The sequence below is a fragment of the Pseudoalteromonas piscicida genome, from assembly GCF_002744175.1.
Lineage (GTDB): Bacteria > Pseudomonadota > Gammaproteobacteria > Enterobacterales > Alteromonadaceae > Pseudoalteromonas > Pseudoalteromonas piscicida_B.
Genome location: NZ_NKHF01000089.1, coordinates 81,277 through 107,606, shown reverse-complemented (window position 1 = coordinate 107,606; position 26,330 = coordinate 81,277). Strand labels below are relative to the sequence as shown.

Genomic DNA, 26,330 nt, shown 5'->3' with positions numbered 1-26,330 from the left:
GTAATCCTGATACTCGCCAGTACCGCGCCCCTCTTTAATCCATTTACGATATTGGGCCTCAGTATGGCCAATCTTCCTAGACATAATATACCGCTATAACTGATTGAAATTTCAGCATAGCGTAAATACACAGAACGCTTCCACTTAAGAATGAGAAAGCGTCGAGTTATCAGGTTCTTCGTAAATATATAGATACTCTAAATTAAGGTTGATGATCTGACTATATTTCAAAATTAATCTTTCACCCTTTATTTGGTAGTAGCGTTCACAACCTGAACCATCATCGTCATCTTTAATATTTCTTCGATATACATCAAACAACACGATTCTATCTAGCTGCCCATCACTATCCAGATAAAAATCATCTAGATATCCATAATACAGATAGGAACTCTCTTTTGTGTCTAATAAACATGATACTTTAATTATTTGAGCTGAAGATTCAGATGACAACTTACCTTTTAATTCGTAGTACCAAGGAGTATCAAATGAAAGTAATGATGATTTATACGGGTTGCATTTAAAGACTATTATTTGCGCCAACTTACCGCAGAGCCATGATGAAAAATACAAAACTAAGAAATACACCCCAATATGGCCAACATCAGGTTGCAAAGAATCAATATCACTTTGAGCAAGCTTTACACCTGTCAGTAGTTTAATACAGATATCGAAATCAATGCTTTTATAAAAAGTATGAATAAAGAATGCGAAAGGAACCTGTATACACAAAGCCCAAAACAAGCTGCTTGCGGAAGACGCTTCAAATGGTTTCTTGTCTAGGGATGTATTTTCCTTGCGCTCGTAAGCGCTAGTAAAAATGAAACCTGGGAGAATAAGAGCAAGCAAAAAGAAAGCGGGAAAAGCAATGTTCATGCTGCGTTTTCTGACTCTTTCTCATCCTCAGTGGTTCTTTTTTCACTCGTTATTACATAAGATTTGCCATTAGACAGTTTGATGATCCTAGAATCTTCTCCACTTCCAACAAACTTCTGAAGCTCAATTCGGCCTTTAGTATCCTTGCGAATCTGTTTCGCTATGTTGCCCATAAGTGCTTTCATTTTATACCCTCCAGATAGTAAACGAAGTCTAATGTCTAATAATTAACCAGTCAATACATTGTACCTAATGGACACAGCTCCAACATATAAAAAATAACATTAAATCAAGTTTAGGGTGAAACTTTATTGTTCACCCACAAAAAAAAGGCGCTTGCGCGCCTTTTCTTATTCTACCGTTACACTCTTTGCGAGGTTTCTCGGTTGGTCAACATCGGTGCCTTTAATCACGGCTACATAGTACGAAAGTAGCTGTAGCGGGATGGTGTAAACCACTGGGGCGATGATGTTTTCTACGTGGTTGACGTTCATTACTCGCATGGTGTCGTCTGAGGCAAAGTTTGAGTCTTTGTCTGCAAATACATAGATGATACCGCCGCGTGCGCGTACTTCTTCAACGTTTGATTTTAGCTTTTCAAGCAGTTCGTTGTTTGGTGCAACGACGATGATTGGCATGTCTGCGTCGATAAGTGCTAGCGGGCCGTGTTTTAGCTCGCCTGCCGCATAAGCTTCGGCGTGGATGTAAGAGATCTCTTTAAGCTTAAGTGCACCTTCCATTGCGATTGGGTATTGTGAGCCGCGGCCTAGGAATAGCGAGTGATGTTTGTCGGCAATTCTTCTGCAAGTAGCTCAATGCCGTCAGCCATGCTTAGGGTTTCTTCTAGCTTGGTTGGCAGGGTTTTGATGGCGTTGACGATTGCGCTTTGGTCACGGCCTTTTTCCTGCGCGATTGACGCAGTTAGCATCAGTAAGCCAACTAATTGAGTTGTAAATGCTTTGGTTGATGCCACGCCAATTTCAGCGCCAGCTTTGGTCATAAAGGCAAGATCTGATTCGCGTACTAGCGATGAGCCAGGTACGTTACAGATAGTCATTGACGCCATATAGCCTTGCTCTTTGGCCAAACGCAGTGCTGCGAGCGTGTCTGCGGTTTCACCTGATTGTGAAATGGTCACCAGTAGGCTGTTTTCGTGAACAAATGAGTCGCGATAACGGAATTCTGAAGCGATTTCAACGTTACAGCTTACGCCTGCAAATTGCTCTAACCAGTAGCGTGCTACCATGCCTGAGTGGTAAGACGTACCACACGCGATGATCTGTACGTGTTTTACATCTTTAAAAATTTCGTTCGCTTTGTCGCCAAATGCATCGATACTCACGCGATCGTTATCTAAACGGCCTTCAAGTGTGTTACGTACGGCCATTGGCTGCTCGTAGATTTCTTTTAGCATGTAGTGGCGGTATTCACCTTTGCCCGACGCATCTTGAGTGATGTTAGACTCTACCACTTCACGCTCTACTGGATTACCATTGATGTCGAAGATTTCAACCGTTTCACCAGTAATACGTGCTACATCCCCCTCTTCTAGGAAGATAAAGCTGCGCGTTACAGGTAATAATGCGAGCTGATCAGAAGCGATAAAGTTTTCACCTAGACCAAGGCCAATTACCAGTGGGCTACCTGAGCGTGCCACAATGATTTCACCTTGGTTGGCTTTATCAAACAACACTGTACCGTATGCACCTTCAAGCTGTTTAACCGCAGCTTGCACGGCAGCGAGTAACGTGGTGTGTTGTTGTCTAAGTTGATGGATCAGGTGCACCATCACTTCAGTGTCGGTGTCAGATAAAAATTCGTAGCCGTCTTCTTTTAATGCGCTGCGCAAGCCTTCGTGGTTTTCAATAATGCCGTTGTGCACTAGCGCAATTTCGCTGTTAGAAATATGCGGGTGCGCGTTGGCTTCGGTTACGCCGCCGTGGGTAGCCCAGCGAGTATGTGCGATACCGGTTGTGCCTTTTACTTCTGCATTTTCAAGCGCAGCTTCTAGGTTTACCACTTTACCTACGGCTTTCACGCTGTTGAGTGTGCCACCTTCGCAAAGTGCCACACCCGCAGAGTCATAACCACGGTATTCAAGGCGTTTTAGGCCTTCGATAAGAATTTTGTTTACTGGACGCTCAGCAACAGCGCCTACGATTCCACACATAATCTCTCCATTATTTGCACGTTGTGTGTAGTTCAGCACAGATAAGATGTATGCCACGCGCTTCGATCGCTTGGCGGAGGTCATCAGCCAAGTTGTTGTCGGTGATCAAAGTGGTGATCTGTGCCCAGGGTATTTCTAAATTTGGAATTTTACGGCCAACCTTTTCGGATTCGACCATTACAATTACTTCACGGGCTGACTTGGCCATCACACGGCTCAATCCAATCAACTCATTAAAGGTGGTTGTGCCGCGTTCTACATCAATGCCATCGGCACCAATAAAAAGTTGGTCAAAGTCATAGGATTGCAGCACTTGTTCCGCTACTTGTCCTTGAAATGACTCAGAATGTGGATCCCATGTTCCACCGGTCATCAATAAAGTAGGCTCATTTTCTAGTGATAACAAGCGATTAGCAATGTTCATCGCGTTGGTCATCACTACAAGTCCGCGCTTTTGTATCAGCTCAGGAATCAAGGTTTCAGTGGTTCTGCCGCTATCAATTATGATGCGGTTGTGATCCTTAATCAGCTCAGCGGCCGCTTTCGCAATGGCCGTTTTACGCGCCGAGTCTTGCTCGTCTTTTCCTGATGCGGTGATCTCTTTAGGAAGGGCAATCGCACCACCGTAACGGCGCAGTAATAGGCCACTTTTTTCTAATGCCGTTAAATCCTTACGAATCGTAACTTCTGATGTTTCAAACTCAGCGGCGAGCGATTCTACGCTAACTTCACCATATTCATTTACCCATGAAAGAATGGTATGCCTGCGCTGTTGAGTATTTCGTTTAGTCATCATACAAGTTTCGTTTCGAAATTTAGTGCGATTATAATCGAAACTTTTATATTTGGACAAGCTAATTTTTGTGCAGAGCAAATTTTAACTAGATTAAATATTCTAAAGCAGGTATTTTGTCTCACTGGATATAATAAAGGGACATTTATATGAACAAACGATTAATATTATTGGCTTTATTTCTTGGAGCAACGCTAACGGCGTGTGGTGGTTCAGGGAGTTCAACTACACCACAGGTAGAAAACAGTAACGTCAGCGATAACGAGAAAGACACAACCACAGATAGTGAAACTGACTCCGATAACTCAACGACAGATAATGTAGCCATTGCCGCTAAAATCGACCCCATCAAATCGGTCTATACAGGCTCTACGGTCAGGTTGATAGGAACAAGTAGCATTGTGTCTGCTAATTCAAGTATAAATTGGTCGATTATTGACAAACCAAGTCATAGCGAGGCCAAAATAACAAATAACAGCAGACTAATGAGCGATTTTGTTGCCGATGTAGCTGGTACTTATCAAGTTCAACTGCTGATTAAATCCGGTTCAAAAGAATCTGTCGCGCTAGCGTCGGTCAACGTTTCAGATAAACCAATTGAACCAACAAATCATGCCCCAACAGCAGTTATCACGCCCTTTAAGGAAAGAGTAGTTAAAAATGAGCAGGTAACACTGAGCGCCAAAGACAGCTCAGATCCCGATGGCGACCGCCTTTATTATAAGTGGCAAGTGACAAGCGCGAACAATGCGTTAGACTTCCGTCTCAACAATCCAGAAGGACAATCTGCTATTTTTGAAGGCAGAGACTATGGCACGTTTACGATTAGCTTAACGGTACACGATGGTAAAGACTACTCAGAGACAGTTACCAAGCAAATAGAAGTCTATGACGACAGGCCAGAGCTAAAAGCATTGCTTGATGCACCTGAAACTGCTGAAGTGAACGACTTTATTACCCTAAATGCTGAAGCCAGCATGCAATACAACTTTGCGACCCCAATGTTTAGCTTCGACAGTATTCCTGCTGGCAGTAAGGTAAAACTACCCCAATCTATGGCATATATCTCCTTCTTTATCCCTGATGTCGCTGGTGAATACAAGGTTCGCTTTACGCTAAAAGATAGAAATAGCGACCGAACAGCGTCGGTGGTAAAAACGATTACGGTCTCAGAGAAACCGGCGCAAACAGGTAAAGTTACGAGTCTATTTTACGGTGACCGAAATGCGCCGCCGGTACTTAACATAGTGCCAGGTCCGCTGCTCAACACTTTTACCCTTACAGAGCAAGAATTCATCGCCGAGGTCCAAGATCCAGAAGGCGCACAAGTAGAGCTACACTGGAAGTGGCTAAATAAACCTGCCGCTAGCCAAGCAACCATTGTTACTGAAGCCAATAATCGCGCTAGCACCCGCTTTGATGTCGCCGGCCTCTATATTGTACAAGCCGATGCCAGCGATGGAGAAAATACCACCAGCCGGTTTGTCGCCATAAAAGTCGAAGATCCGGCAAACTACGCGCCAATCATTACCAACGTAGAAGTAGATGGGAGTAAAATCAAAGGCAACCGCTTAACCCTTAAAGCGAACGCTTATGACAAAGAAGCTAACCCCATTACCTTCACATGGCTGGTGATAATGCCAAATGGTACAATCGCCCCTGTCGGAACTGAAACTAGTAACACTGCCACATTGCCTTTAACTGCCGCAGGTACTTATCAGGTATTGGTTTACGCGAGCGATAACATAGCCCCTTACTCGGGACATAAACGTATTACATTTGTCGTTCAGTAATACTGGAAGCGGCGCTTAGCCGGCGCCGCTTTTCTGTCTGGCAAATGTGCTAGAGGTTTCTTATTTCCATTGTATCAACGCCATTGCTCTGCGAATGAATGGGGCCACACTCATCATATGCAGACTCTACTCTAAGATAAGCTTGCGTTGCGCCAAGCTCCGCCAGTTTTGTTTCTGCCTCTCGCAGCGAGTTGAACGGGGTTAATTTACCTTCAGCATGCATCAGAATATGTAAATTACCTTCCATATCCTGACCCCCCGCCAAATAATGGTTTGAATCAGCATAGCTCAGTACGATGGCGTGTAGTTCTTTAGTTGCAATTTTTTCTTTAAGTGTGGCAGCAAGCATAGCGCGCTCCTCATTTAATTGGACAATAATTAAACGAACCAATGAGCCATCTAGTTCACTTTTAGCCAACCGTAGCGAGAAAACCATTTAAAGCAGGCTCCATATCTGCAGCATTTTGCTTGTTAGTGCATACTTATTAAACGGGAAGTTGTTAATTTTTCTTTGATTAACGATTAAATTAGGTACAAAATAAAAAACCTTAATCATTATTAACACCTAACAAGGATTTAGTTTGAAACTTATAATTTCAATCTTTGCAGGGCTCTTTTGCTCTCAAGTAATAGCTGGAATAACGCCTTGGATTGATTTTAATCTCGAGAACGGCCATATCAAAGTACCAGCTACAGTCGCCAATATACACAGTAATATCATTCTGGATACAGGGTCTCAAATCAACGCAATTAATAGGCGATTCTTAAGCAAAAATAATCTTAGCCTAACAAAAAGCGGAAGAATTGAGGTTCAGGGAATATATAGTACTGAAACTAGAGCAACTTATAACAATGTTCCTGTTAACTTGTTTGGTGTCGATATGAAGTTAGATAAAGTTGCAGAACTTAACCTAGGCGAGCACACGAATGCGGCCTTGTTTGGCAGACCCTTTTTCGAACACTTCGTGATACAACTTGACTATCCCAACAGCAAAATGCGCATTATTGATCATGAATCTATTAACTTAAATAAGCTTAAGAACATTAAACTGATTAAACAAAGAGGCTCAGGAATGCCTATTGTAGAAATCTCTTTAAAAGAGGACAAATCGATTTGGCTGTTGCTTGATACGGGTAATAATGGCGGGATTGTTATCGAGCGCAACGTAGCAAAAAGTATGGGGTGGCTAGACACTTTAGAGCGAAACTCAGTTATTAGCACCGGAGCCAATTCAAGTGCCGTATCAGAGGATTTTAGGGTCCCTTGGATTAAGTTTGGTCCATTTGAGCTAGAAAATGTGCTTATTAGTATTCCAGAAGAAGGTCAACGAACCCACTTGGTGTCTCAGCATAAAACCACAGGAAGCCGAATTAAAGGGAAAAGGGTACAAGGCGCGATTGGTTATGATGTCCTCAAGCACTTTCTAATCACGCTCGACTATAGAGGTGGCTACGCGCACATTGGTCTTCCTGAAGAATAGCCTCACTTCGTAAAATGATAGGTGGCCGACTTACTTTTTAGCTGTAATACCAAATGCATTAAATAAATGGGCTATTTGAAGCGGAGAAATAGCTTTAGTAGCTAGGCAAAAATTTTGCTATTTAGTCGTTCTCAATGAGAAATTTTTAACGACGCTAATATGCTATTTCATCCTTCAAATTGATCAGAGAATTAATTCAATTGGTATAATACCTTGCGATACACAGATAAATTGCCTGCGGCCATCACCTCAATAGCAAATTTATTGAGCATTTTAGCTCGCCCTGCTTTTCCCATCTCTTCTCGCAAGCTAGGGTTATGCAGCAATATATTCAGATCGCTGGTAAATTGCGCTTCATCACCAACTTGGCTCAACAAGCCGGTTTCACTGTGCTTTATGGCTTCAGGGATACCGCCTGCTGCAAATCCAACTACCGGTATACCAGATGCGCTACTTTGTAGTAGTGCCACTCCCAAGCCTTCTGTTGCTGCAGGATGCGCAACAATATCGACCGCAGGTAAAATACGTGCTACATCTTGTCGAAATCCCACAAGCTGAACAATTTTTTGTAGCCCCAGCTCGTCTATACGGGTCTGGTACTGTTGCAATTTAGGCCCTCGACCAAACAATAATACCCGCAAGTTAGGATGCTCGCTCACCAGCTGCTTAGCCGCTCGCATGATCACGGCTTGCCCTTTGCGTTCAATAAGCTGCGCAAAATTTGCGACTATCAGCGCATTTTGTGGCAGGTCAAACTCCTCTAATAACCACTGACGATCTGCTTTGTTTGGCGCAAAACGTACTGTATCAACGGCGCTATGAACAAGCTGTACTTGCTCTGGAGCAACCCCTTGTGACAATAGCACTTGGCGGATCCCCTCAGAGATCGCAATAACCTTGTCAAAAGTCGGGTATTTTATTTTTGACCACCAACGTGGTTCTGGATTATCGACTCGTCTCGATAAAATAACGGGAATATTAAGCGACTTCGCTGCAATTAACCCCCAAGTATCAACTCCTCGACGGCTATGGATATGCACACAATCCGGCTGGTGCTCGGCGATCACCTTGCGTAAGCGCAAGCACTGCATCATATCAAGATCCCCTGCCATCTTCACAGGATGTACAATAATTTGGCTGTCTATTGCTGCAATCATTTCACTGCTCGGTGGACACACAATAATGTTCTCCACCCCTTTGCGCTGCAAAGCCTGGGTTAAATAGACAACCTGTTGTGCCCCTCCGTATAAGTGACGGCCGGCCTCAATATGCAAGACTTTCATAGCACTTCTCCTAATGCTTGTGACACTCTTTGGGGTGTCAGTCCGGCCATACAATCGTAACGAGCCTCACAGGTCGGCCTGCGCTTGCACGGCGAGCAAGCAAGTTTGTCGCTGAGCACTTTGGCAGTCGAGCTAAAGGTGTTTTCATACGGTAAGGTTGAGCCGAATAAAGCAATCACTGGGGTTTGATGGGCCATTGCCATATGCGTAAGCCCAGTATCTACGCCAATCACGCCTTTAGCCCCCCGAATAATTTCACTGCATTCCAACAGCTGTGTTTTACCTGTTAGGTTTATCACCTCAGGCATCTGCCGAGCCAAGCGCTCGCTGTGAGCAATATCGCTTGGTCCCCCTAACATAATGATGGTGTCACATAACGACTGCTTTACTTGTTTATACAACTCAGACCAATACTCGTCTAACCAATGCTTTTGTGCACGAGTGGTAAACGGGCAAAACACCACATAAGGTTGGTTTTTGGTGTGTTCGGATAACAGCAAAGCTACGCGCTGTTGGGTTTCGTTGGCGGCAATAAGGGAGTACTGAAATGCCGTTTCTGGGGCGCCGAAAAACCGTGCCGCTGCTCGATATTCAGAGCTAATATCTGCAGACCAAGGAACGCTTACCACCTTATTCATTAGCCATTGGCTACCTTCGCGGCTATTAATGCCAACTTTATATTTAGCACCACAAAGCCATGCCAACACGCCACTTTTGAGAAGTCCTTGGGCGTCAAGCACCAAGTCAAACTCTCGACTAGCAAGCATTTGCTTAAAAGAACGAATTTGCTTCAGCAAGGCTATCAGACCCTGTGCTTTACGCGTCTTTTGCCATTCGCTACGTGGCCAAAGGATCACTTCATCAAGTAATGGGTTTTGTTGTAGTAAGGATGCACCCGCAGGCTCTGCCAGCCAGCTGAGTTTTGCTTCTGGATAACATGTTTTTAGCGCTGAGATAAGGCCAGAAGCCATCACGATATCGCCAATGGCGCTTAGCCGTACAATAAGAATATTATGATATTGCATGCTTATCTGATCACCATGGGGTATAAATGCATTTTGCGCTTCGACTGATGCGCCTTTTGTAGCTGATATAGCACTTGTTTTGTGGTTTTTTGTAGTGCACCGTCGTGAGCTGCAATCGCCGCTTGACCCGCTTTAACCTGCATTACCGTATTTGCATTATTTTGCCAACACGCCAAGACACTGTGCGCTATTTGCTGTGGTTCTTGACCATCTCTTAGCGCGCCTGCTGCCAGCAATGGCGAACAAATATCTTCACAGTTCCTCCTACTTGACCCCATTACGACAGCCGCTCCTTGTACCACGGCTTCGGCAGGGTTATGACCGCCAAGCTTCACCAAAGAGCCACCGATAAAAGCAACATGGGCAGCGCGATAAAATGAAAAGAGCTTACCCATAGTATCAAGGAGGTATACTTGGGTCGTCGGGTCTATTTCTGGTTGCATAGAATAGCGCTGACAACGCAGTGAACTTGCTTTGAGTAGTTGCCATACTTGCTCAAACCGCTCAGGGTGACGCGGTGCGATGATAAGCTGCGCTGTTGAGGTGTGTGCTAGTAATTGCTTGTGCGCCACAATAACAGCCACCTCTTCGGTATCGTGAGTGCTGCCAGCAACCCATGTTAACCGCGCAGGCTTTTGAGTAGGATCCGCTCGCTTTAGTTCCGGCCAGTCATACTTAATATTCCCACATAACATCAACTTTTCTGGCGGTACGCCCAAATCGCGAAAAGCTTGATAACTGCGTTCACTCTGCGGCAGTATTTTATGTACTTTTGACACCATAAAAGTGAAAAGGCCTAACATTTTGTTATAGCGATGCTTAGATCTTTCTGTCATACGGGCATTCACCAGCATTACTCGACTGCCACGATTGCGTGCTTGGCGGATTAGGTTAGGCCACCACTCCATCTCTACCGACATCGTTAATACGGGATTAAAGTGGTTTAAGAACGCCCCCACGGTTAACTGAAAATCCAATGGGAGATAGGTATGGATAACTTGGCCCCCCCAATGGCGCTCAATATAGTGTGAGCCTGCCACTGTAGTGCAAGTAAAAACGATGGGTAGGTGAGGATGTTGTCTACGCAGTTCGGGAATCAGTTTCGCAATGGCGGAGCACTCACCAACAGACACGCCATGTAAATGAATACACGCAGATAATGGGTTGCAATTAAAGATACCGAGGCGCTGCACGAAATGCTTTTTATAGCCTGGTTTACAAAGCCACTTTTTTAATAAGATCAGTGAAATTAACGGTAACAATAACACAAGAATGCAATTATAAACGCCAATCCAAAGTGAACTAGCAGTTCTTTTACGAAGACGAGAGGCGGTCTTAGCCATAGCTACACCTTGTTATTCACAGATGAATTAACCCCAGTGTAACTATGGTTTTTGACACTAAATTGACAATAACTTAGCGCTGATAACTTTCGTCAGTCGCTCTTTTTACTCATACCGCAGAATTAATGACGGACGCGTACTCGCTGCTTTAAAGGCAAGGATAGCCACTGTCAACCAGGTGATCCCAGCAACGACCAAAGCAGCAACACCATATACCCACACCGCCTGCTCTATTCTATCGTTGAAGTTTGCAAGCCACTCACCAACCAACCAATAGGCAAGTGGGTACGCAATGGCAATGCTCAATATAACTAAAACCAAAAAGTCTCTCGCTAGCATATTGACGATACTCAGCCGTGATGCCCCTAGCACTTTACGTACAGCCACTTCTTTTTGCCGCTTTAACACTGTAAAGGAGGTCAGCCCAATCACACCTAATATAGCAAGGCATAGTGTAAGTAAGCTAAATGTTTGCACAATCTGAATAAAGCGGGCGTCTTCATTAAAATTTGCGCTAAAATTTGCTCCCAAATCTTCAATGTTAGGTTCATAAATACCCAACCTTGAGGCGAGCAGCTGGGTAAGCTGTTGCGTCACATATTGTTGTTTTGATTTATCGATTTCTATCAAAATAGCAGCTGTTGGTACTAGACTATACCCTGGCAACAACATCGCCACGGAGTTATTGCGCTTAGCACCACCGATTTGTATATCCTTCACCACTCCCACCACCGTCATCGTTAAACTTCCACGACGCATGGTTTCTCCGATTATATGTTGAGGCGAAGCAAAGCCTGCAAGCTTAGTGACAGACTCCGTAACAATAATACTAATAGTGCGCTCATCTCCTCGTCGTGTGTACCAATCTGATGCATATTCTGGTGAAAAATCCCGCCCTGCGATTAACTCTAAGCCGAGTTGCGATACAGCATTAAAGCCGACGCCTATACCGGCGATGGCTTCTGCCGACTCTTCACCATTTGGTAGTATCGGGGTAAAGCTGTATTGAATATCATGGGTTAAGTCCGTATCCAGGGGGCCCACTTGTTTCACCCCATCAATATTTCGCACTGCATCTAGCACCTGCGAGTGCGGGCCAGCAAGTATAGCGTCTTTTGGTAACTCTCTTATATATAAACGATTTTCTACGTTATAACCTGGCGACAAGGTTTGCAAAAAGCTGAGCTGTCGTGGCAGCGTTATAGCACCAACAATCAAAGCAGTAGCGACAATAAATTGAGACATGAGCAATATTTTTCGCAACCACAAGGCACCGCCAGATATGGAGGATTGACCCGACAACATTAATTTTGGGTTTAATTTCGAGAGATAGAGCGCAGGATAAATCCCCGCGAGCAAACTGACAATGAGTGACAAAGCTACAAGAAGCCCACCCTGCCAGCTAAAAAAAGTAAAATTAAGTGTTCTATCAACCAAATGATTAAACCTAGGTAAGCTCAATTCAATCATTGCGGCACTAACGACAAGTGTTACTAGGGCAATAATCAAAAATTCGCAGATAAACTGGCAGAATAACTGCGCCCTTGACGCGCCAAGTGACTTTCTGATCCCCACTTCTTTAATTCGACTGCCACTTTGCGCAATACTCAGGTTAATAAAATTGATAGCAGCGACGCTCAGCAGAGCAAAGCTGAGTATTACACTCACAATGATAGCTTGAACATTGCCACCAGCACGCATCTCTGATAGTTCATCATGATATAGATGCAGGTCTAGAAGAGACGTTAGGTTAATCGATAACATATCTTTTTCTGGCCCCACCACAAATAAATCTGTGACAGCCTGTTCCAATGCCTCAATGTCATTGGTGCTATTTAGGCGTAAATACACATAATGCATGTGCATATTTAAGTTTTCGCTGGTCTTGTTGGTGTAAATCAGGCTATCAAATGCAAAATGAGTATTAGGGGGTAAATCTTCAAAAACTGCAGCAACTGTGTATACACCATCTTTATAATCTAAACGTTGCCCAACTACATCTAGGTGCCCAAACAAACGCGTGGCTTCAGTGCGACTCAATGCCAATTGCTCTGGCTTACTCAACGCTTGTTCAATATCGCCACCTAAGACCTTGAGGTCGATGAAGCTCATGATATTACTTGAAGCAACATATAAATTATGCAACTGAAAAGAGCTCTCGCCAGAACGCACATAACCTAGCGCAGGGTCATAATTTTTTGCACGAAATAGCGCAAATATGTCGTCGACTTGTGCAAGATCTTTGGCTTTGAGCAGACGGGGATAGTTAACGGTTGGAATGGTGCCCAGACCAAGTGGTGAAAAGTCTACTTCGGCGCGATATACCTGTTCAGCATTTGGCTGAAACCGATCGAATGACAGTTCATGAAGCGTGTAAAGCAAGATCAAAAATGCAGCAGACACACCCAATGAAAACCCTAGCACATTGAGAGCAAAGTGAAGTTTTTGTTTTTTCGCCACTCGTAACGCAGTACTTAAATTGACAATCAGCATGTTTTTTCCTTAAACGAAACGCAAAAGCGGCCTAAAAACGGCCGCGCAAACAATGTGTTATTCGTACCGCAGAATTAATGACGGACGCGTACTCGCTGCTTTAAAGGCAAGGGTAGCCACCGTCAACCAGGTGATCCCAGCAACGACCAAAGCAGCAACACCATATACCCACACCGCCTGCTCTATTCTATCGTTGAAGTTTGCAAGCCAATCACCGACCAACCAGTACGTTACGGGATAAGCAATAGCGATGCTGACAGCCACTAGGGTAAGAAACTCTTTTGCTAAGATATTCACAATGCTAAAACGAGAAGCCCCTAATACTTTGCGCACAGCCACTTCCTTTTGACGGCGTACAGTGGCAAAGGATGCGAGACCAAAAGTGCCCAGACAAGTTAGGAACACCGCAAGGCCGGTGAAGATCTGTACAACTTTAGAAACGCGTTTATCACCACTGAGCACAGCCTGATAACTCTCCGAGAGTAGGTTAATCTCTGGCTCATACACATTTGCTGTTTTTGCCAATACGCTAATCAATTCTTGTCTAATGTTTACTAAGCGCTGTGGCTCAATCGTTAAGATCACTTCAGAGGTTGGATTAAAGTAAGTGAAGCCAAGTAAGAACATAATATTAGAGTTAGCTTCTTGGGCATTTCCCACTTTTACGTCTGCAACAACACCAACCACTCGCATTGCCACATTGCGGCCGGTATCTTTAATCGTTTTGCCAATCATATCGGCAACATTGCTGTAGCCTGCCTGTTTAGCAATCGACTCAGTAACAACAGTGCCTACTGTGGTTACCCCATTTACTCGGTTTGCCCAATCACCGGCAAACTCACGACTAAAGTCTCGACCTGCAAGTAACGTTAAGCCTAACCCTTTGACTACCTCGTAGCCTGTACCAATCACGGGGGTTAAAGATTGCGATTGTTCACCATTGGGCCAAGTGGGTACTAATGTATTGTTAATTGAACGAGTCAACTGTGTATCAATGACACTCACGTGCTTCACCCCTTCAATCGCTGAAAACTGCTTGATGAGTGATGTTGGTGCTTTGGTTAATGCTGATTTTACCGGCACTTCTGAGACCACCAAACGCTGTGCAGTTTCATAACCAAGCGGTAAATTCTGTAAATGTGCTAACTGATATTGCAGTGTTACCGATGCAATGATTAGCCCGATTGCGAGACCAGCCTGTAAAGTCAGCAAACTCTTTCGTACCCAAATTGCCGTGTTTCCACGCTGTAAGTCGCCACTTAGCACACGCTTGGCACTAAAAGATGAAATAAAGAACGCAGGATAAAGACCAGCTAACAATCCCACTGCGATAGCAACCACGACCACAACAACACTAAAAATAGAACCATAATCAACGCTGAGCGCTCGACCCACTAAGTTATTAAAACTAGGCAATAATAACTCGACTAAAGCACAAGCAATGATCATCGATAGTAAAGACACTAAAACAGATTCAGATAAAAACTGTGTCACTAATTGCGATTTGCTAGCGCCAAGTGCCTTGCGGACACCCACTTCTTTTGCTCGCTTTGCCGATTGTGCCACCGTCATATTAATAAAGTTGAAAGCAGCAATTAGGATCAACAACACGCTTAAACCTGCACAGATCATCACCACTTGCTTCGCTCCCCCTACCTTCATTTCAAACGGTGATTTTGCGCTAAAATGTAAGTCCAGTAAGGGATGTAGCTGCAGCGATAAGCGGCCTTTGAAATCACCAAAATAGTATTTTTCCGTCAGTGTTTTTTCTAAAGCAGCAACATCAGTTTGCGGTGCCAATCGTAAATAAACATAGCTAGAAGTAATATCCGTATTGGCAGGATCATGCTCTACAGAAACTAGGTTTTTAAAGCCGAAATGCGTATTTTCAGGTAAGTCTGTAAAAACCGCTCTTACCGTATATTGGCCATTTTTATGCTGTAAAGTTTCGCCAATCACGTTGGTGCGGCCAAAAATGCGCTGAGCCTCTGAAAGACTCAATGCAATGCTATTTGGCACACTCATGGCGTTTTCAAGATTGCCTGCTAGCGTTTCTATGTCGATAAAGCTTTCAATATTTGCCGTGGCACCATAGAGATCATTCAGTTTAAAGCCTTGGTTTTTCACACTCACATCAACTTCAGCTTCACGAGTGAACTCCACCATCGTCAGCGCAAAAACCGCTTCAACCTGGCTATATTCAAGCGCTCGAGTACCGTTGATATAATTAAAAATAGGAACAACCCCAAGCCCTAACTGCGAATAGTCTTGTGCAATTCGATACACGCGATCAGCGTGAGGCTGTTGGCTATCATAAGACAGTTCATTTTTGGCAAATAACGCGACCAAAATAGCCGCTGCCAGGCCTACGCTGAGTCCTAAAACATTTAATATAAAATGCTGTTTTTGCTGCCTAAAAGCACGCAATGCCGTTATTAGGTAATTTGCTATCATCTCTACGCTACCTCTGTTTTTGGTGGTTGCCCCACCGTGTTAGCTTTGTCTAGCATTACTTGACCGTCGAGTAGGCGTACAAGTCGGTCCGCGTATGTGCCTTCTTTTTCAGAGTGCGTAACCATAATAACGGTCGTGCCTTCTCTATTAAGTTCACGCAACATCGTCATGACTTCTTCCCCGTTTTTTGAGTCCAAGTTACCCGTTGGCTCATCAGCTAAAATTAGTTTTGGGTTAATGACTAATGCTCTTGCTACCGCAACACGTTGCTGCTGACCACCAGAAAGCTGCTGCGGCAAGTGTTCGGCTCGGTGGTCAATAGCCACGCGTTTTAAAATTTCTTCTACGCGCTGCTTACGTTCACTTTTTGAGATATTTTGGTATTGCAGCGGTAGCTCCACGTTTTCAAATACGGTTAACTCATCAATAAGATTGAAGCTTTGAAACACAAAGCCGATTGATGCTTTACGTAGCTGTGATAACTGCTTCTCGCTGTAACCTGCGATGTCAGTACCCGCAAATTCAAACTGACCAGAAGAAGGGGAATCTAACATTCCAAGGATTGATAATAAGGTAGACTTACCACACCCAGACGGGCCCATGATGGCCACAAACTCACCTTCATTGACACTTAGGTTAATATTATTTAGCGCAGTAGTTTCAACGTCTTGCGTACGAAATACACGGTTTAGATTAGTTAGTTTTATCATTGTTATATCCTTAGAAATTTAGGTGTTGCGCTTTATCGAAGTTGCTGTAGCTTGAGGTGATCACTTGCTCACCTTGCGATAGGCCGTCTAACACTTCGTAATAATCTTGATTTTTCTTACCTAAGCGAATGTCACGACGCTCAGCAGTTTTGCCATCACTCGCCAACACGTATACCCAATTACCGCCAGAGCTGGTAAAAAATGCACCTCGTTTTAGCAATAAGGCATTCTCTTTGTTGCCGCCAAGCATCAGCTCTACATCTATGCTTTGGCCGCGCTTGATGTCGCTAAGGCCACTTGGCAGTGCCACCTCTACCTGAAATTGTGATTGCGTCACTCGACTATCAATTTTGCTTACCTTGGCACTGACTAAGCCGCTGTCTAGCATCACATTCACTGCCATATCCGGTTGTACCTGGTTTAAATAAAACTCATCGAGGCGCACAACCAACTTGTATTCATTTGGAATGTCAATTTGGCCTAACCGCGCCCCTTTACTCTTTGATTCACCAATTTCAACATCCAGCTCACTCAAGTAACCCGATACAGGGGCTTTGATCAGTAGGTTTTCGAGATTTTTACGCGCGAACTTTAGGTTTTTTTGTAGCATTTCGGCGCTATCTTCCAATTGCTCAACTTGCACTTTACGAATCGAGTTTTCTTGTGCTTGGCGCTCTAACGTCAGTTCCTTTCGAGCCTTGTAATACCGTAAATCGTCCTCGATTTCAGACAATCTGTCGGTTGCCAGCACACCTTTTTCAACAAGTGGTTTAGATTGCTTATAACGGCGTTCCAAATGGCTAATTTGTAAGTCAATTTCCAGCAAGTCACGGCGTAAATTAAGACGACTAGTTGCCATCGTCATTTGGGTGTTTCTTAGGAAGTTAAGCTGCTCTGTTACTTGTGCTTCGCGGCTCATCACGTCTAGCTGTAAACTGGTGTTACTCAATCTCACTAATGGCTGACCCGCTTCAACATACTCCCCCTGCTCTACCAAGCGCTCTTCTACTTGGCCACCCGCGATGGTGTCTAAATAAATGGTTGTTTTTGGCACGACCTGACCGCGCAGACTCAAGGCGTCCACAAACGCGCCTTTGCTCACGGTGCTTACCGTCAAACTGCTTAGCGCTAAGTGTTGACTGCGACCTGAAGAGGCAGTGTTAGTGAATGCAAACGCTGCAGCCGCAATACCCAAAAGTACCCCACCCGCAACCGCCTTTTTAAGGTGTTTTTGTAATCCTGAACGTTCTATTTTCTTATCCATAATCACGCCTCTTGTGCTCTGTCTGTTTAATCGTTGTTAGCGAATATGGGTAACTATAATCAAGGCCTATGCCAAAGTTATTTTTTCAATTAAAAACAAAATCTTATGTTTATTTTGTTGTTGTTGAGGATCTATTGGTGTCCGGAAATAGAACACATCAAAAATAGCAAGGTGTCCATAAATGAACACTTTTCGTAGACGAGGTGTAAACGATTGCGGTACGCTAAAAGAAAAATAAAGCGATCAGGATATGAAGCAGGAAGGCACTATATTAATAGTCGACGACAACAGCGATATATTAATTGCAGCAAAACTTTTGCTAAAAAAACATTACCAAACCATCATCACTACAGATAACCCCTTCGATATAGAAGCACAGATTGCATCGCAGCAAATAGACGTGATCTTGCTCGATATGAACTTTAGCCAAGACGCCATCAGCGGCAAAGAAGGGTTTTATTGGTTAAAGAAAATCGTCGAACAAGACTCAAGCATTGTGGTGTTATTAATGACCGCCTATGGCGATATTCAACTCGCTGTCGATGCCATCAAAGCCGGCGCCGCGGACTTTATTGCTAAACCATGGCAAAACGACCAACTATTAGGAGCGGTTGCCGCCGCATTTGCACACGCAAAAGACAAGCAGCAAGTGGGCAAGCTTACTCGTCAAACACAAGGCTTAAACCAAGCCCTCAACCAGTCCAGCGGCAGTCAGCAATTTGCCTTTTTAGGTCAAAGTCCTGCGATGCAAAAGGTTTTTAGTACCATAGCACGCGCAGCGCTCACCGATGCCAATATTTTGATCACTGGCGAAAGTGGTACAGGTAAAGAACTGGCGGCCCACGCCATTCACCAAGCAAGTATGCGTCGCGACAATACATTTATTAGCTTAGATATGGGGGCAATCTCAGAAAGCTTGTTTGAAAGCGAGCTATTTGGTCATAAAAAAGGCGCATTTACCGACGCAAAAAGCGATAAGGTCGGTCGCTTTGAATTAGCCCATGAAGGAAGCTTATTTTTAGATGAATTGGGTAACCTACCCATGGCCCAACAAACCACGCTGCTTGCAGCCCTACAGAATCGACAAATCACCCCTGTAGGCGGCAACAAACCCATTTCGGTAGACATACGACTTATCTGTGCCACCAACGACAACTTACAACAAGCGGTTGATGAAGGGCGGTTTAGACAAGATTTACTCTATCGGATCAACACAATAGAGATCCGACTTCCGCCACTGCGTGAACGTGCCGATGATATTCCACTCCTTGTAAACTATTACCTAGAACACTTTTGTCACAAATATAAACGACAGCTTGAAGTGCAAAGCAGTGACATGCAAAGGCTGCAAGCTTATCCGTGGCCGGGTAATGTTAGGGAGCTTGCCCATGCAATCGAACGCGCGGTGATCTTAAGTGAAAGCGAACTTTTAGATATCAGCACCGTAATTGGTACTAGTCACACAACTACGCAAGTAAGTATGAAAGAGGAAGATACCGCACACACAAATACACTCACATTTGGAGACACCTTCAACCTTGAAGAGATAGAACAACGTACGGTGCGTGCGGCGCTCAAGCATTACCAAGGCAATGTCTCAAATGCGGCCAAAGCACTCGGATTAACCCGAGGGGCAATGTATCGTCGCTTAGAAAAATACGATTTGTAGGATATAGAAAATGACTCGCCTTGCTCACCACCCTAGCGTCGTTTTTTTCTTTACTATCATTGCGCTAATGACTTTCAACGGACTGTCGCTATATTTGTATATACAAGATGGATTTTCAGCCACTTGGCTGCTTATCACCCTAATCGCCATTGCGTGTATTTCAGCTTTATATTTTCAGTTTAACAAACAAAATAAGCATATGGGTTTTGTGCTTAAGTCTCTAGCCAATGGTGACAGTTCCTTGGGGTTGAGCCAATATCACCCCATGCGGCAGCACTTAGAAGAAATCAAAACTCGGATCCAAAGCGCTCGATTAACAGCCGAGCAGCAGGCTCACTTTTTACAAACCTTGCTAGTGCATATCGACTTGGCCGTTTTGGTATTCGACAGCGATGGCAATATCATTGAATCAAACCCAGCAGTCACCCGGCTACTCGGAAAAACCATTAATCACAGCGAAGATTTAGAAGATATCGCACCATTGGTTAAAGAATGCGATAACAGCTTGAGAACAATTGCAAATTGGCAATATGGCGAGCAGCAAGATAACTTGTCTATACAAATCACATCGGCACAGATCCAAGGTCAAATTCGTAAAATAGTCACCTTACAGTCCATTCGCGATGCCTTACAGAACAAAGAACAGCAGGCCTATAAACGCCTCACCAAGGTTCTTACACACGAAGTGGCTAACTCAATCACCCCGCTGTCGTCTATTGCGCAAACCTGTGAGGGGTTACTGCCCGAAACATTAAGTTTTAACGATGAAGAAGATAAACAAGACCTCGCCTTAGCGTTACAAACGCTGGCCAAACGCACTGAGTATTTAGGTGCTTTTATTGCGCGCTTTAGAACCGTCAGTAATTTACCCAGCCCGGCGCTGCAACCAACTCAGCTTGCGCCGCTTGTTGAAGGTATTTATCAATTGCATCAACAAAACTGCGATCAGGCTAACATAGACTTGCAGCTAGATATCAATCACTCACAACTGGTGATGTTAGATGCGGCTCAGATTGAGCAAGTGCTGATAAACTTAACCAAAAATGCCATTGAAGCAGTGCAGCAATGCAACGACTTGGACGAACAAGGTACTCGCCAAGTGGTGTTAAAAACCGGAGCAAATAACGCCGGCCAACATTTTATAGAGATAAGCGATAATGGCCCCGGCATCGCAGAGCATGTCGTCGACATGATTTTTGTGCCGTTTTTTACCACTAAACAACAAGGTTCTGGGATCGGTTTAAGCCTTTCGAGACAAATCATGATTAATCATGGCGGTGACTTAATTTATCTTAAGCGCGAGCAAGGCGCCTGCTTTAGATGTGTGTTTGGTTAATTAACTTCTTATCCCAAGTTCAGGGAACTTTATGAGAGTTTGTCATCGAGCTTAGACAATCCGCAATATTAGTGGGAGCAACAACACACATCCAAATAGCCATAGCCTTTTATTTGAGCTCAGTGCGTGGTTGCGATACCCCATTATCAGCCCCATCGAGCCTAGTTTTGGTGTTGCCCAATATAAAAATAAAGAGAAGAAACCGGTGCCAGTAAGCACCAACAGGCTCTCAAACACACCACCGAGTTGATAACGGCTAAGCCAAAACGCTAAAGCAATAATCACGCTTTGGTGACAAAGATAAATGGGAAATACCGCTTTGTTGAGCCTCGCCAGCAACGGATGAGGGCGAGTAAAGTAGCGCGCAGCTAATGTAAGCACCAATAAAACGGCACACACGCGCTGCAACACCAAAATAACGCCACCACCCCAAACAATGAAAGGCGTAAGCGAACCTTGCAACCAGTAGAAATGATATAAAAGCAATATAATCAACGCATTGAAGATACAAACCCATATCAACACTTTACCTTGCCGAGCAAGCCAAGCCCAAAACCGTTGCTGTTTGGCAAGCAGGTAACCAGCGAGCAAAAACACAAATCCTTGAAATTCTCTTTGGTTATCTCCCGCTAACGCTAACTGGGCCCAGAGTAAACTTGCAACAGCCAGCACACTCAAGGTGTAAGTTGCCCCTCTTAGGGCCATCAAACGCTGGAGCATTACTTGAAGCTTAGAGGTAAGAACCATATGCAACACTGCAAGAAGCAGAGTAAAGCACCATAACTCTCGCAAATACCAAAGGTGATTAACGTCAACATGAGGCCATATACCACTTTGATACTGATTAAATAGGGGGCTGTTAAGATCAATAAATTGTTTATAAAAGTCGATATATCCAAGCGTTAGTCCGGCATCTTGCTGCATTTCAGCATAAAGTTGCACGGGTACGACAACCCAGATACCAAATAATAATGGCAGTAATAGCAAAGGTGTACGGAAGAGCATTGCGGTTAATGCTCCTTGTTTGTCGAAAATATACCTAAGCGCAACGCCCGAAATAAACCAGATAAGCAACATGCGCCACGGTGATAGCAACAGCATCAAATATTCTAGCCAAACCGAGGTATAGGCGCTCTTATAGTGAAACTCCCAGTTAGGCACATACAACATAGCGGTGTGATAAAAAATGAGTACTGCAAACGCAATAACACGCAGCCAGTCCAGCTCTACTCGCCGATTTACATGCTCCATTTTAATTTCTTTTCAACAGTAAACGTATCTTTAAGCTTCGCCAGTACAGCGCACAAAGAAACCATAATTTGCTTAGATAACAATGACGAGGGATAAACCGTGGAATAGTGGGATAAACCTAGTGGCCGCAGTTTACCCTCTTGCTAGGGCCTGTTGATCTTCGCTGTTTTATTTTGCTCCCAGTGAGCGTGTTTTGGTCGCAGCGCTCACTTTTCCGCCTAGTAATCTAAGCAAAAGGTGTGCAACAATGCATAAAGCGGGCTTGAGTCAACCCGAAGGGCAGCACTCGATTGGCATCTTTAATGTGTCGCCCCACAAGAAAATGGGTAAGGTGACTGTGCGCTGCGGTAAAGCATTTATCGCCATACTCACATAGAATATCTATGCTAGGCAGGTTCCGCCTTGTATACATGGTAATCAAACTGCCGCAAAAACAAACTTGAAAGATCAACAGGCCCCTTAAGTAGAAGAAAAGCTTAAAACATGATGTTTTCACGCACCTTTATTCAGCAATACCACTCGTTGATGGCTATGATATTACTCGCCCTCTTTCTGGCGATTAATAACACCTTAAATGCCATTACACTGATCATGGATGCCAAACGAGATGCGCAGCTCGATTTTGCGCTGTGGGAACCTTTCGTGTGGGAATACACCAGTGCCGCGGCCAGTTTGGCCTTAATTCCTGCAATATCTTGGTACTTAAGCGCTTTTCCTTGGCTTTGGCATAAGCCTTTTAAGGTCGCTGTGCATTTTTTTATTGCCTCACTGATATTTTGTTTTAGCCATGTTGGCATCATGGTGTTATTACGTGAAACGATTTATTTTAGTTTGCAACGAGAGTACAACTTCCACCTTTCTTGGTTCGAACTTATCTATGAATATCAGAAAGATGCTTGGAGTTTAGTGTTCTTTATTGCACTCATAAAAGGCTATCAATTTAGTGTTTCCCATATGCTTGGCGAGGCGTCACCAATAAAGCAAGAAAGCGATGACGATGAAACGCCCTCCAAACCTATTCATCATTTATTGGTACGTAAGCTTGGCAAAGAGTTTATCGTTAAAGTTGAAGAGGTTGAGTGGTTGCAGTCGTCTGGAAATTACGTCAATCTACACGTAAATGGCCGCATTTATCCGCTGCGCTCTACGCTTGCCTCGCTATGTCAGCGCTTAGACCCCGCTGGCTTCGTGCGCATTCATCGCTCTTTTGCTATCAATGTTTCTAAGGTCGTGAGTATTACCCCGCTTGCCAGTGGTGACAGTGAGATAGCATTGCAAAGTGGAAAAGTATTAACGCTTTCACGAACCTATAAAGCACAATTTAAGGACCAACTCCGTCTTGAATAAATATGAACTCGGGGTAACGACTTGTTCTCTAGCGGTTGTTACCTCTTACTACTAGGTTAAATTTGCTTGCAATAGGCCAGATTAACCAATCTTCTTATTCCGAGTTTAGGTTAATTAAGCAATACAAGGCCACCAAGCAATCGTATGTTATTGCGTGAACTTTATTAATCAATGCTAAATGCTGTAACGCGGAAGTTCATTTTGTATCCATTTCATCACCTTACACTAGCCAGCCACAACAGGTATCGTGCTGATTTTTGCATTTGCACCGAACTTATATACAATCTTATGTGGTTCAGCCCCGCGCCATGGACTACATAATAAAAGGATAATAAAAAAGGCTTTATGAAAAACCTCATTACTCCACTACTCTTTGGTATTTTGCTGTTAAACGGCTGTAGTCAAATACAGCAACCCAACAATTCACAGCCAGCACCTACCAACTCTGAACAAGCAGCGCAGCAACCACAGCCATACACTGTTGAAAAAACATCAACCGCTGACCTAAAGCCCCCCTTTGATCCGCTTGCTACCGACAATTTATGGCTAAGGATCAAAGGACAACTCAGTTTTTCGGATTCAGATGACAAACGAGTAAAACAAAGAATAGACTGGTATTTAAAACATCCAAATTACATGGATACGATCAGCGAACGTGCCGCTCCATTGCTTTACTACCTAGTCGAAGAAGTTGAAAAGCGAGAGATGCCCATTGAGCTTGCCCTAATGCCGCTCATTGAGAGTGACTTTGATACACAAGCTTACTCTCACAAACATGCTTCTGGTTTATGGCAGCTAACGCCATTAATTGCTAAGCATTTTGGTGCCAAAATCAATGCTTGGTACGATGGTCGTCAAGATATTGTTGACTCAACGCGAGTCGCGCTAGACTTTTTGCAATACCTCCATCAACGCTTTGATGGCAATTGGTATCATGCAATTGCCGCTTACAATACAGGAGAAGGTAGGGTATTAGCAGCTATCGAACGCAATAAAAAAGCGGGAAAGCCAACCGACTTTTTCCACCTCAAGTTGCCACGCCAAACGAGTCATTATGTGCCTAAGCTACTTGCCGCAGCCCAATTGCTAAAGCACGACCTCATGGCATTTCCAAAAATTCCAAATCGCTCAACAATGCGTGTGATAAAACTGGATCAGCAGGCTATTTTGTCGGATCTAAAAGGCTGGAAAGACGTTGAAACCTTAAATCCTGGCTATGCGAGGTTTCCGGCATTACTTGGTGGCCCAGCTCATATCGTGGTGCCTACGGCTAGAGTAGCAGAATGGCAAGCGATGCTCGCTGACTTACCAAAAATGCCTGCAGATACTTGGCAGCATTACACCATTCGCCGAGGTGATTCACTCAGTACAATTGCACAGCGCTATTCGTTGAGCGTTGCTGAGCTGAAAGCATTCAATCAACTAAAAAGTGATCGAATCCGTGCTGGGAAAAAGCTCATTTTACCCATTTTGGCTGATAAACAACTGGACTATAAGATTAAACACGGCGATAGTTTATGGCGCATCGCAAAACAGTTTAATGTTAGCGTCGCAAAGCTTAAACAATGGAATCAGTTATCAACAGATAGGCTGAAGATTGGCGATACATTACTTGTGTTTCTTTCGCCCTAGGCCATTATATCAATGAGATTAAAATGACCCAGAACAATAATAAAAACTTACTGGATGAAGCTGTGGCCGAAGCGCAGAGCAATGCGCCTATCAAGTCACAGCATCACATATCAAGAGCGCCGAGAGGAACGTTTAAGCTCTCTCGCTCTAAAATGAACACAATTCTAGCACTCTGTGCGATGTTTATTTCCGCCGCTTCATTTTACGCCACATACTTGCAGGCAAAAGCGGCACAAGAACAAGTATCCGCAGCTGAAAAGCAACTAAAAACCGAAACCTGGCCATGGTTACAATTTAGCTATAGCAACTTTGATTTAGACTCTACGCAAGCAACAATCCGAGTAGATATTCGAAATTCGGGCACGGGACCGGCCATTATTCACTATATAAAATATGAGTTTGATGGCGAAAACTATGATGACGTCACTGAGCTTATGGATGCATGCTGTAATCTTAACGCTTACCAAGCCGCATTGAGTGATGCACAAGACGAAGAGTCGAGCATCAACTATCTCAAAAAGTTTGGTTGGTATGTTTCCAGTGCACCGCAAAAAGTGTTACTCGCAGATGGCGATAGCTTCAATATTTTTACGATGCCAAAAAGTAGCTTTAACCGAGGGCTATGGGATAAAATTGACGAGCATAAGTCCGCCTTTAAAGCACAAGCCTGTTACTGCTCTATACTCAAACAATGTTATATCACTGATGAAAAAGCAGCTATCGTTGAGGTGCCAAGTTGTTCAACAACCGCGAAAAATTCTATCAAAGAGTCATAGCGCATTTACTGCAGTTTGAAGGAGAAGTGCTGCATCTTTATCTAGACATCAATGGCAACCCAACAATAGGTGTTGGTTTTCATATGCAAAGTGTTGATCAGTTTTGCCGATTACCAATGCGAGATAGGCGTGCTAAACGTACTGCAACGCTGCAACAAAAACGCGACGAATATCGCACCTTAAAATATAAACCCAGTGGCTACAAAGCTTCTTGGTATGCCCAATATACTGAGCTAACCTTACCGCCCAAAGCCTCAAAACGACTATTAATTGAACAGATTAAAAGCTTTGAACAATCACTTAATCATTTTTTTGCAAAGCAAGATGTTGGCTGTATTCCGTATCAACAACTTCCCACCCCCGCCAAAATAGCTTTATTGGATATGGCTTATAACCTTGGCACCAGTAAGTTGTTTTTGGCCTTTCCAAACTTGATTAGAGCCGTCAGCGCACAAAATTGGCAACAAGCCAGTCAAGAATGCAGCCGTTTGCATATAAGTCCAGCAAGAAACGATGCTACTAAGCAATTGTTTTTAAAATGCACCCGCTATAACCGCTACCAGCTAAGCTGGTTTCAAGCCTTACTTGCAAAGTTAAAACGTTGGCTGGACTGATAACTTATCAAAACCTCAGG

Annotated in this window: 21 protein-coding genes and 1 pseudogene; 9 read left to right on the top strand and 13 right to left on the bottom strand. The window is 44.0% G+C overall.

What is annotated here, in order from left to right; genetic code table 11:
* Positions 1 to 144: 144 nt before the first annotated feature.
* The 4 genes and pseudogenes from CEX98_RS18670 to CEX98_RS18655 form a co-directional block, all read right to left on the bottom strand.
* Positions 145 to 876 carry a hypothetical protein gene (locus CEX98_RS18670; protein ID WP_099643515.1) on the bottom strand — a complete coding sequence of 244 codons (732 nt, stop codon included), beginning with the start codon at positions 874 to 876 and terminating at the stop codon, positions 145 to 147.
* A complete protein-coding gene (locus CEX98_RS18665) occupies positions 873 to 1,061 on the bottom strand; it encodes a hypothetical protein (protein WP_099643514.1) in 189 nt (62 codons plus the stop codon). Before CEX98_RS18665 ends, CEX98_RS18670 begins: the two co-directional genes overlap by 4 nt.
* A 165-nt stretch (positions 1,062 to 1,226) precedes the next feature.
* A pseudogene (gene glmS, locus CEX98_RS18660) lies at positions 1,227 to 3,046 on the bottom strand (glutamine--fructose-6-phosphate transaminase (isomerizing)).
* A 10-nt stretch (positions 3,047 to 3,056) separates the two neighbouring features.
* Positions 3,057 to 3,839: a DeoR/GlpR family DNA-binding transcription regulator gene (locus CEX98_RS18655; protein ID WP_099643525.1), complete on the bottom strand. Its 783-nt coding sequence runs from the start codon at positions 3,837 to 3,839 to the stop codon at positions 3,057 to 3,059.
* A 149-nt stretch (positions 3,840 to 3,988) separates the two neighbouring features.
* Here CEX98_RS18655 and CEX98_RS18650 point away from each other — a divergent pair, with 149 nt between their 5' ends.
* On the top strand, positions 3,989 to 5,632 hold the full coding sequence (locus CEX98_RS18650) for a PKD domain-containing protein (protein ID WP_099643513.1): 1,644 nt from the start codon (positions 3,989 to 3,991) through the stop codon (positions 5,630 to 5,632).
* A 49-nt stretch (positions 5,633 to 5,681) separates the two neighbouring features.
* Here the strand turns inward: CEX98_RS18650 and CEX98_RS18645 are convergent, their stop codons facing one another.
* Positions 5,682 to 5,981, bottom strand: coding sequence for a DUF6482 family protein (locus tag CEX98_RS18645; protein WP_099643524.1), 300 nt, complete (start codon positions 5,979 to 5,981; stop codon positions 5,682 to 5,684).
* 532 nt (positions 5,982 to 6,513) lie between these two features.
* On the opposite strand from CEX98_RS18645, the gene CEX98_RS18640 reads away from it, so the two are divergent.
* Entirely contained in the window at positions 6,514 to 7,113 is a 600-nt protein-coding gene (locus tag CEX98_RS18640) for a retropepsin-like aspartic protease (RefSeq protein ID WP_242441755.1), read from the top strand.
* Between the two features lie 191 nt (positions 7,114 to 7,304).
* Here CEX98_RS18640 and CEX98_RS18635 read toward each other — a convergent pair whose 3' ends face one another.
* From CEX98_RS18635 to CEX98_RS18605, 7 genes are all read right to left on the bottom strand, one after another.
* Positions 7,305 to 8,396 (bottom strand): glycosyltransferase, encoded by a 1,092-nt coding sequence (locus tag CEX98_RS18635; protein WP_099643511.1) that lies wholly within the window; start codon positions 8,394 to 8,396, stop codon positions 7,305 to 7,307.
* Positions 8,393 to 9,421, bottom strand: coding sequence for a glycosyltransferase family 9 protein (locus CEX98_RS18630; protein ID WP_099643510.1), 1,029 nt, complete (start codon positions 9,419 to 9,421; stop codon positions 8,393 to 8,395). The genes CEX98_RS18635 and CEX98_RS18630 overlap by 4 nt, the downstream gene beginning before the upstream one ends.
* A gap of 2 nt (positions 9,422 to 9,423) precedes the next feature.
* Positions 9,424 to 10,764: a 3-deoxy-D-manno-octulosonic acid transferase gene (locus CEX98_RS18625; protein WP_099643509.1), complete on the bottom strand. Its 1,341-nt coding sequence runs from the start codon at positions 10,762 to 10,764 to the stop codon at positions 9,424 to 9,426.
* A gap of 105 nt (positions 10,765 to 10,869) precedes the next feature.
* On the bottom strand, positions 10,870 to 13,257 hold the full coding sequence (locus tag CEX98_RS18620; RefSeq protein WP_099643508.1) for an ABC transporter permease: 2,388 nt from the start codon (positions 13,255 to 13,257) through the stop codon (positions 10,870 to 10,872).
* 57 nt (positions 13,258 to 13,314) lie between these two features.
* Entirely contained in the window at positions 13,315 to 15,711 is a 2,397-nt protein-coding gene (locus CEX98_RS18615) for an ABC transporter permease (RefSeq protein WP_099643507.1), read from the bottom strand.
* Between the two features lie 2 nt (positions 15,712 to 15,713).
* Positions 15,714 to 16,421, bottom strand: coding sequence for an ABC transporter ATP-binding protein (locus tag CEX98_RS18610; RefSeq protein ID WP_099643506.1), 708 nt, complete (start codon positions 16,419 to 16,421; stop codon positions 15,714 to 15,716).
* Between the two features lie 10 nt (positions 16,422 to 16,431).
* A complete protein-coding gene (locus tag CEX98_RS18605; RefSeq protein WP_099643505.1) occupies positions 16,432 to 17,685 on the bottom strand; it encodes an efflux RND transporter periplasmic adaptor subunit in 1,254 nt (417 codons plus the stop codon).
* Positions 17,686 to 17,935: 250 nt separating this feature from the next.
* On the opposite strand from CEX98_RS18605, the gene CEX98_RS18600 reads away from it, so the two are divergent.
* Both CEX98_RS18600 and CEX98_RS18595 read left to right on the top strand, forming a co-directional pair.
* Entirely contained in the window at positions 17,936 to 19,354 is a 1,419-nt protein-coding gene (locus CEX98_RS18600) for a sigma-54-dependent transcriptional regulator (RefSeq protein ID WP_099643504.1), read from the top strand.
* A gap of 10 nt (positions 19,355 to 19,364) precedes the next feature.
* Positions 19,365 to 20,690 (top strand): sensor histidine kinase, encoded by a 1,326-nt coding sequence (locus tag CEX98_RS18595; RefSeq protein ID WP_099643503.1) that lies wholly within the window; start codon positions 19,365 to 19,367, stop codon positions 20,688 to 20,690.
* Between the two features lie 51 nt (positions 20,691 to 20,741).
* Here the strand turns inward: CEX98_RS18595 and CEX98_RS18590 are convergent, their stop codons facing one another.
* Positions 20,742 to 21,941, bottom strand: coding sequence for an acyltransferase family protein (locus CEX98_RS18590; protein ID WP_099643502.1), 1,200 nt, complete (start codon positions 21,939 to 21,941; stop codon positions 20,742 to 20,744).
* A gap of 247 nt (positions 21,942 to 22,188) precedes the next feature.
* On the opposite strand from CEX98_RS18590, the gene CEX98_RS23495 reads away from it, so the two are divergent.
* The 5 genes from CEX98_RS23495 to CEX98_RS18570 all read left to right on the top strand — a co-directional run bounded on the left by CEX98_RS23495 (position 22,189) and on the right by CEX98_RS18570 (position 26,310).
* The gene (locus CEX98_RS23495; RefSeq protein ID WP_277948939.1) at positions 22,189 to 22,317 is read left to right on the top strand and encodes a hypothetical protein; all 129 of its coding nucleotides are present in this window, start codon (positions 22,189 to 22,191) and stop codon (positions 22,315 to 22,317) included.
* 107 nt (positions 22,318 to 22,424) lie between these two features.
* The gene (locus tag CEX98_RS18585; protein ID WP_099643501.1) at positions 22,425 to 23,288 is read left to right on the top strand and encodes a LytTR family DNA-binding domain-containing protein; all 864 of its coding nucleotides are present in this window, start codon (positions 22,425 to 22,427) and stop codon (positions 23,286 to 23,288) included.
* A 345-nt stretch (positions 23,289 to 23,633) separates the two neighbouring features.
* Positions 23,634 to 24,920, top strand: a complete 1,287-nt coding sequence (locus CEX98_RS18580; protein WP_099643500.1) for a LysM peptidoglycan-binding domain-containing protein — start codon at positions 23,634 to 23,636, stop codon at positions 24,918 to 24,920.
* A gap of 23 nt (positions 24,921 to 24,943) precedes the next feature.
* Positions 24,944 to 25,696, top strand: a complete 753-nt coding sequence (locus CEX98_RS18575; RefSeq protein WP_099643499.1) for a hypothetical protein — start codon at positions 24,944 to 24,946, stop codon at positions 25,694 to 25,696.
* A complete protein-coding gene (locus tag CEX98_RS18570) occupies positions 25,657 to 26,310 on the top strand; it encodes a glycoside hydrolase family protein (protein WP_172439801.1) in 654 nt (217 codons plus the stop codon). Before CEX98_RS18575 ends, CEX98_RS18570 begins: the two co-directional genes overlap by 40 nt.
* Positions 26,311 to 26,330: the final 20 nt, after the last annotated feature.

Bases quoted from the DNA above. Each gene is read 5' to 3' on its own strand.
- CEX98_RS18630 (WP_099643510.1), bottom strand. From the start codon at position 9,421: ATGCAATATCATAATATTCTTATTGTACGGCTAAGCGCCATTGGCGAT.
- CEX98_RS18615 (WP_099643507.1), bottom strand. From the start codon at position 15,711: ATGATAGCAAATTACCTAATAACGGCATTGCGTGCTTTTAGGCAGCAA.
- CEX98_RS18645 (WP_099643524.1), bottom strand. From the start codon at position 5,981: ATGCTTGCTGCCACACTTAAAGAAAAAATTGCAACTAAAGAACTACAC.
- CEX98_RS23495 (WP_277948939.1), top strand. From the start codon at position 22,189: ATGCATAAAGCGGGCTTGAGTCAACCCGAAGGGCAGCACTCGATTGGC.
- CEX98_RS18600 (WP_099643504.1), top strand. From the start codon at position 17,936: ATGAAGCAGGAAGGCACTATATTAATAGTCGACGACAACAGCGATATA.
- CEX98_RS18665 (WP_099643514.1), bottom strand. From the start codon at position 1,061: ATGAAAGCACTTATGGGCAACATAGCGAAACAGATTCGCAAGGATACT.
- CEX98_RS18635 (WP_099643511.1), bottom strand. From the start codon at position 8,396: ATGAAAGTCTTGCATATTGAGGCCGGCCGTCACTTATACGGAGGGGCA.
- CEX98_RS18655 (WP_099643525.1), bottom strand. From the start codon at position 3,839: ATGACTAAACGAAATACTCAACAGCGCAGGCATACCATTCTTTCATGG.
- CEX98_RS18585 (WP_099643501.1), top strand. From the start codon at position 22,425: ATGATGTTTTCACGCACCTTTATTCAGCAATACCACTCGTTGATGGCT.
- CEX98_RS18595 (WP_099643503.1), top strand. From the start codon at position 19,365: ATGACTCGCCTTGCTCACCACCCTAGCGTCGTTTTTTTCTTTACTATC.
- CEX98_RS18670 (WP_099643515.1), bottom strand. From the start codon at position 876: ATGAACATTGCTTTTCCCGCTTTCTTTTTGCTTGCTCTTATTCTCCCA.
- CEX98_RS18605 (WP_099643505.1), bottom strand. From the start codon at position 17,685: ATGGATAAGAAAATAGAACGTTCAGGATTACAAAAACACCTTAAAAAG.
- CEX98_RS18640 (WP_242441755.1), top strand. From the start codon at position 6,514: ATGAAGTTAGATAAAGTTGCAGAACTTAACCTAGGCGAGCACACGAAT.
- CEX98_RS18610 (WP_099643506.1), bottom strand. From the start codon at position 16,421: ATGATAAAACTAACTAATCTAAACCGTGTATTTCGTACGCAAGACGTT.
- CEX98_RS18625 (WP_099643509.1), bottom strand. From the start codon at position 10,764: ATGGCTAAGACCGCCTCTCGTCTTCGTAAAAGAACTGCTAGTTCACTT.
- CEX98_RS18580 (WP_099643500.1), top strand. From the start codon at position 23,634: ATGAAAAACCTCATTACTCCACTACTCTTTGGTATTTTGCTGTTAAAC.
- CEX98_RS18650 (WP_099643513.1), top strand. From the start codon at position 3,989: ATGAACAAACGATTAATATTATTGGCTTTATTTCTTGGAGCAACGCTA.
- CEX98_RS18590 (WP_099643502.1), bottom strand. From the start codon at position 21,941: ATGGAGCATGTAAATCGGCGAGTAGAGCTGGACTGGCTGCGTGTTATT.
- CEX98_RS18575 (WP_099643499.1), top strand. From the start codon at position 24,944: ATGACCCAGAACAATAATAAAAACTTACTGGATGAAGCTGTGGCCGAA.
- CEX98_RS18620 (WP_099643508.1), bottom strand. From the start codon at position 13,257: ATGCTGATTGTCAATTTAAGTACTGCGTTACGAGTGGCGAAAAAACAA.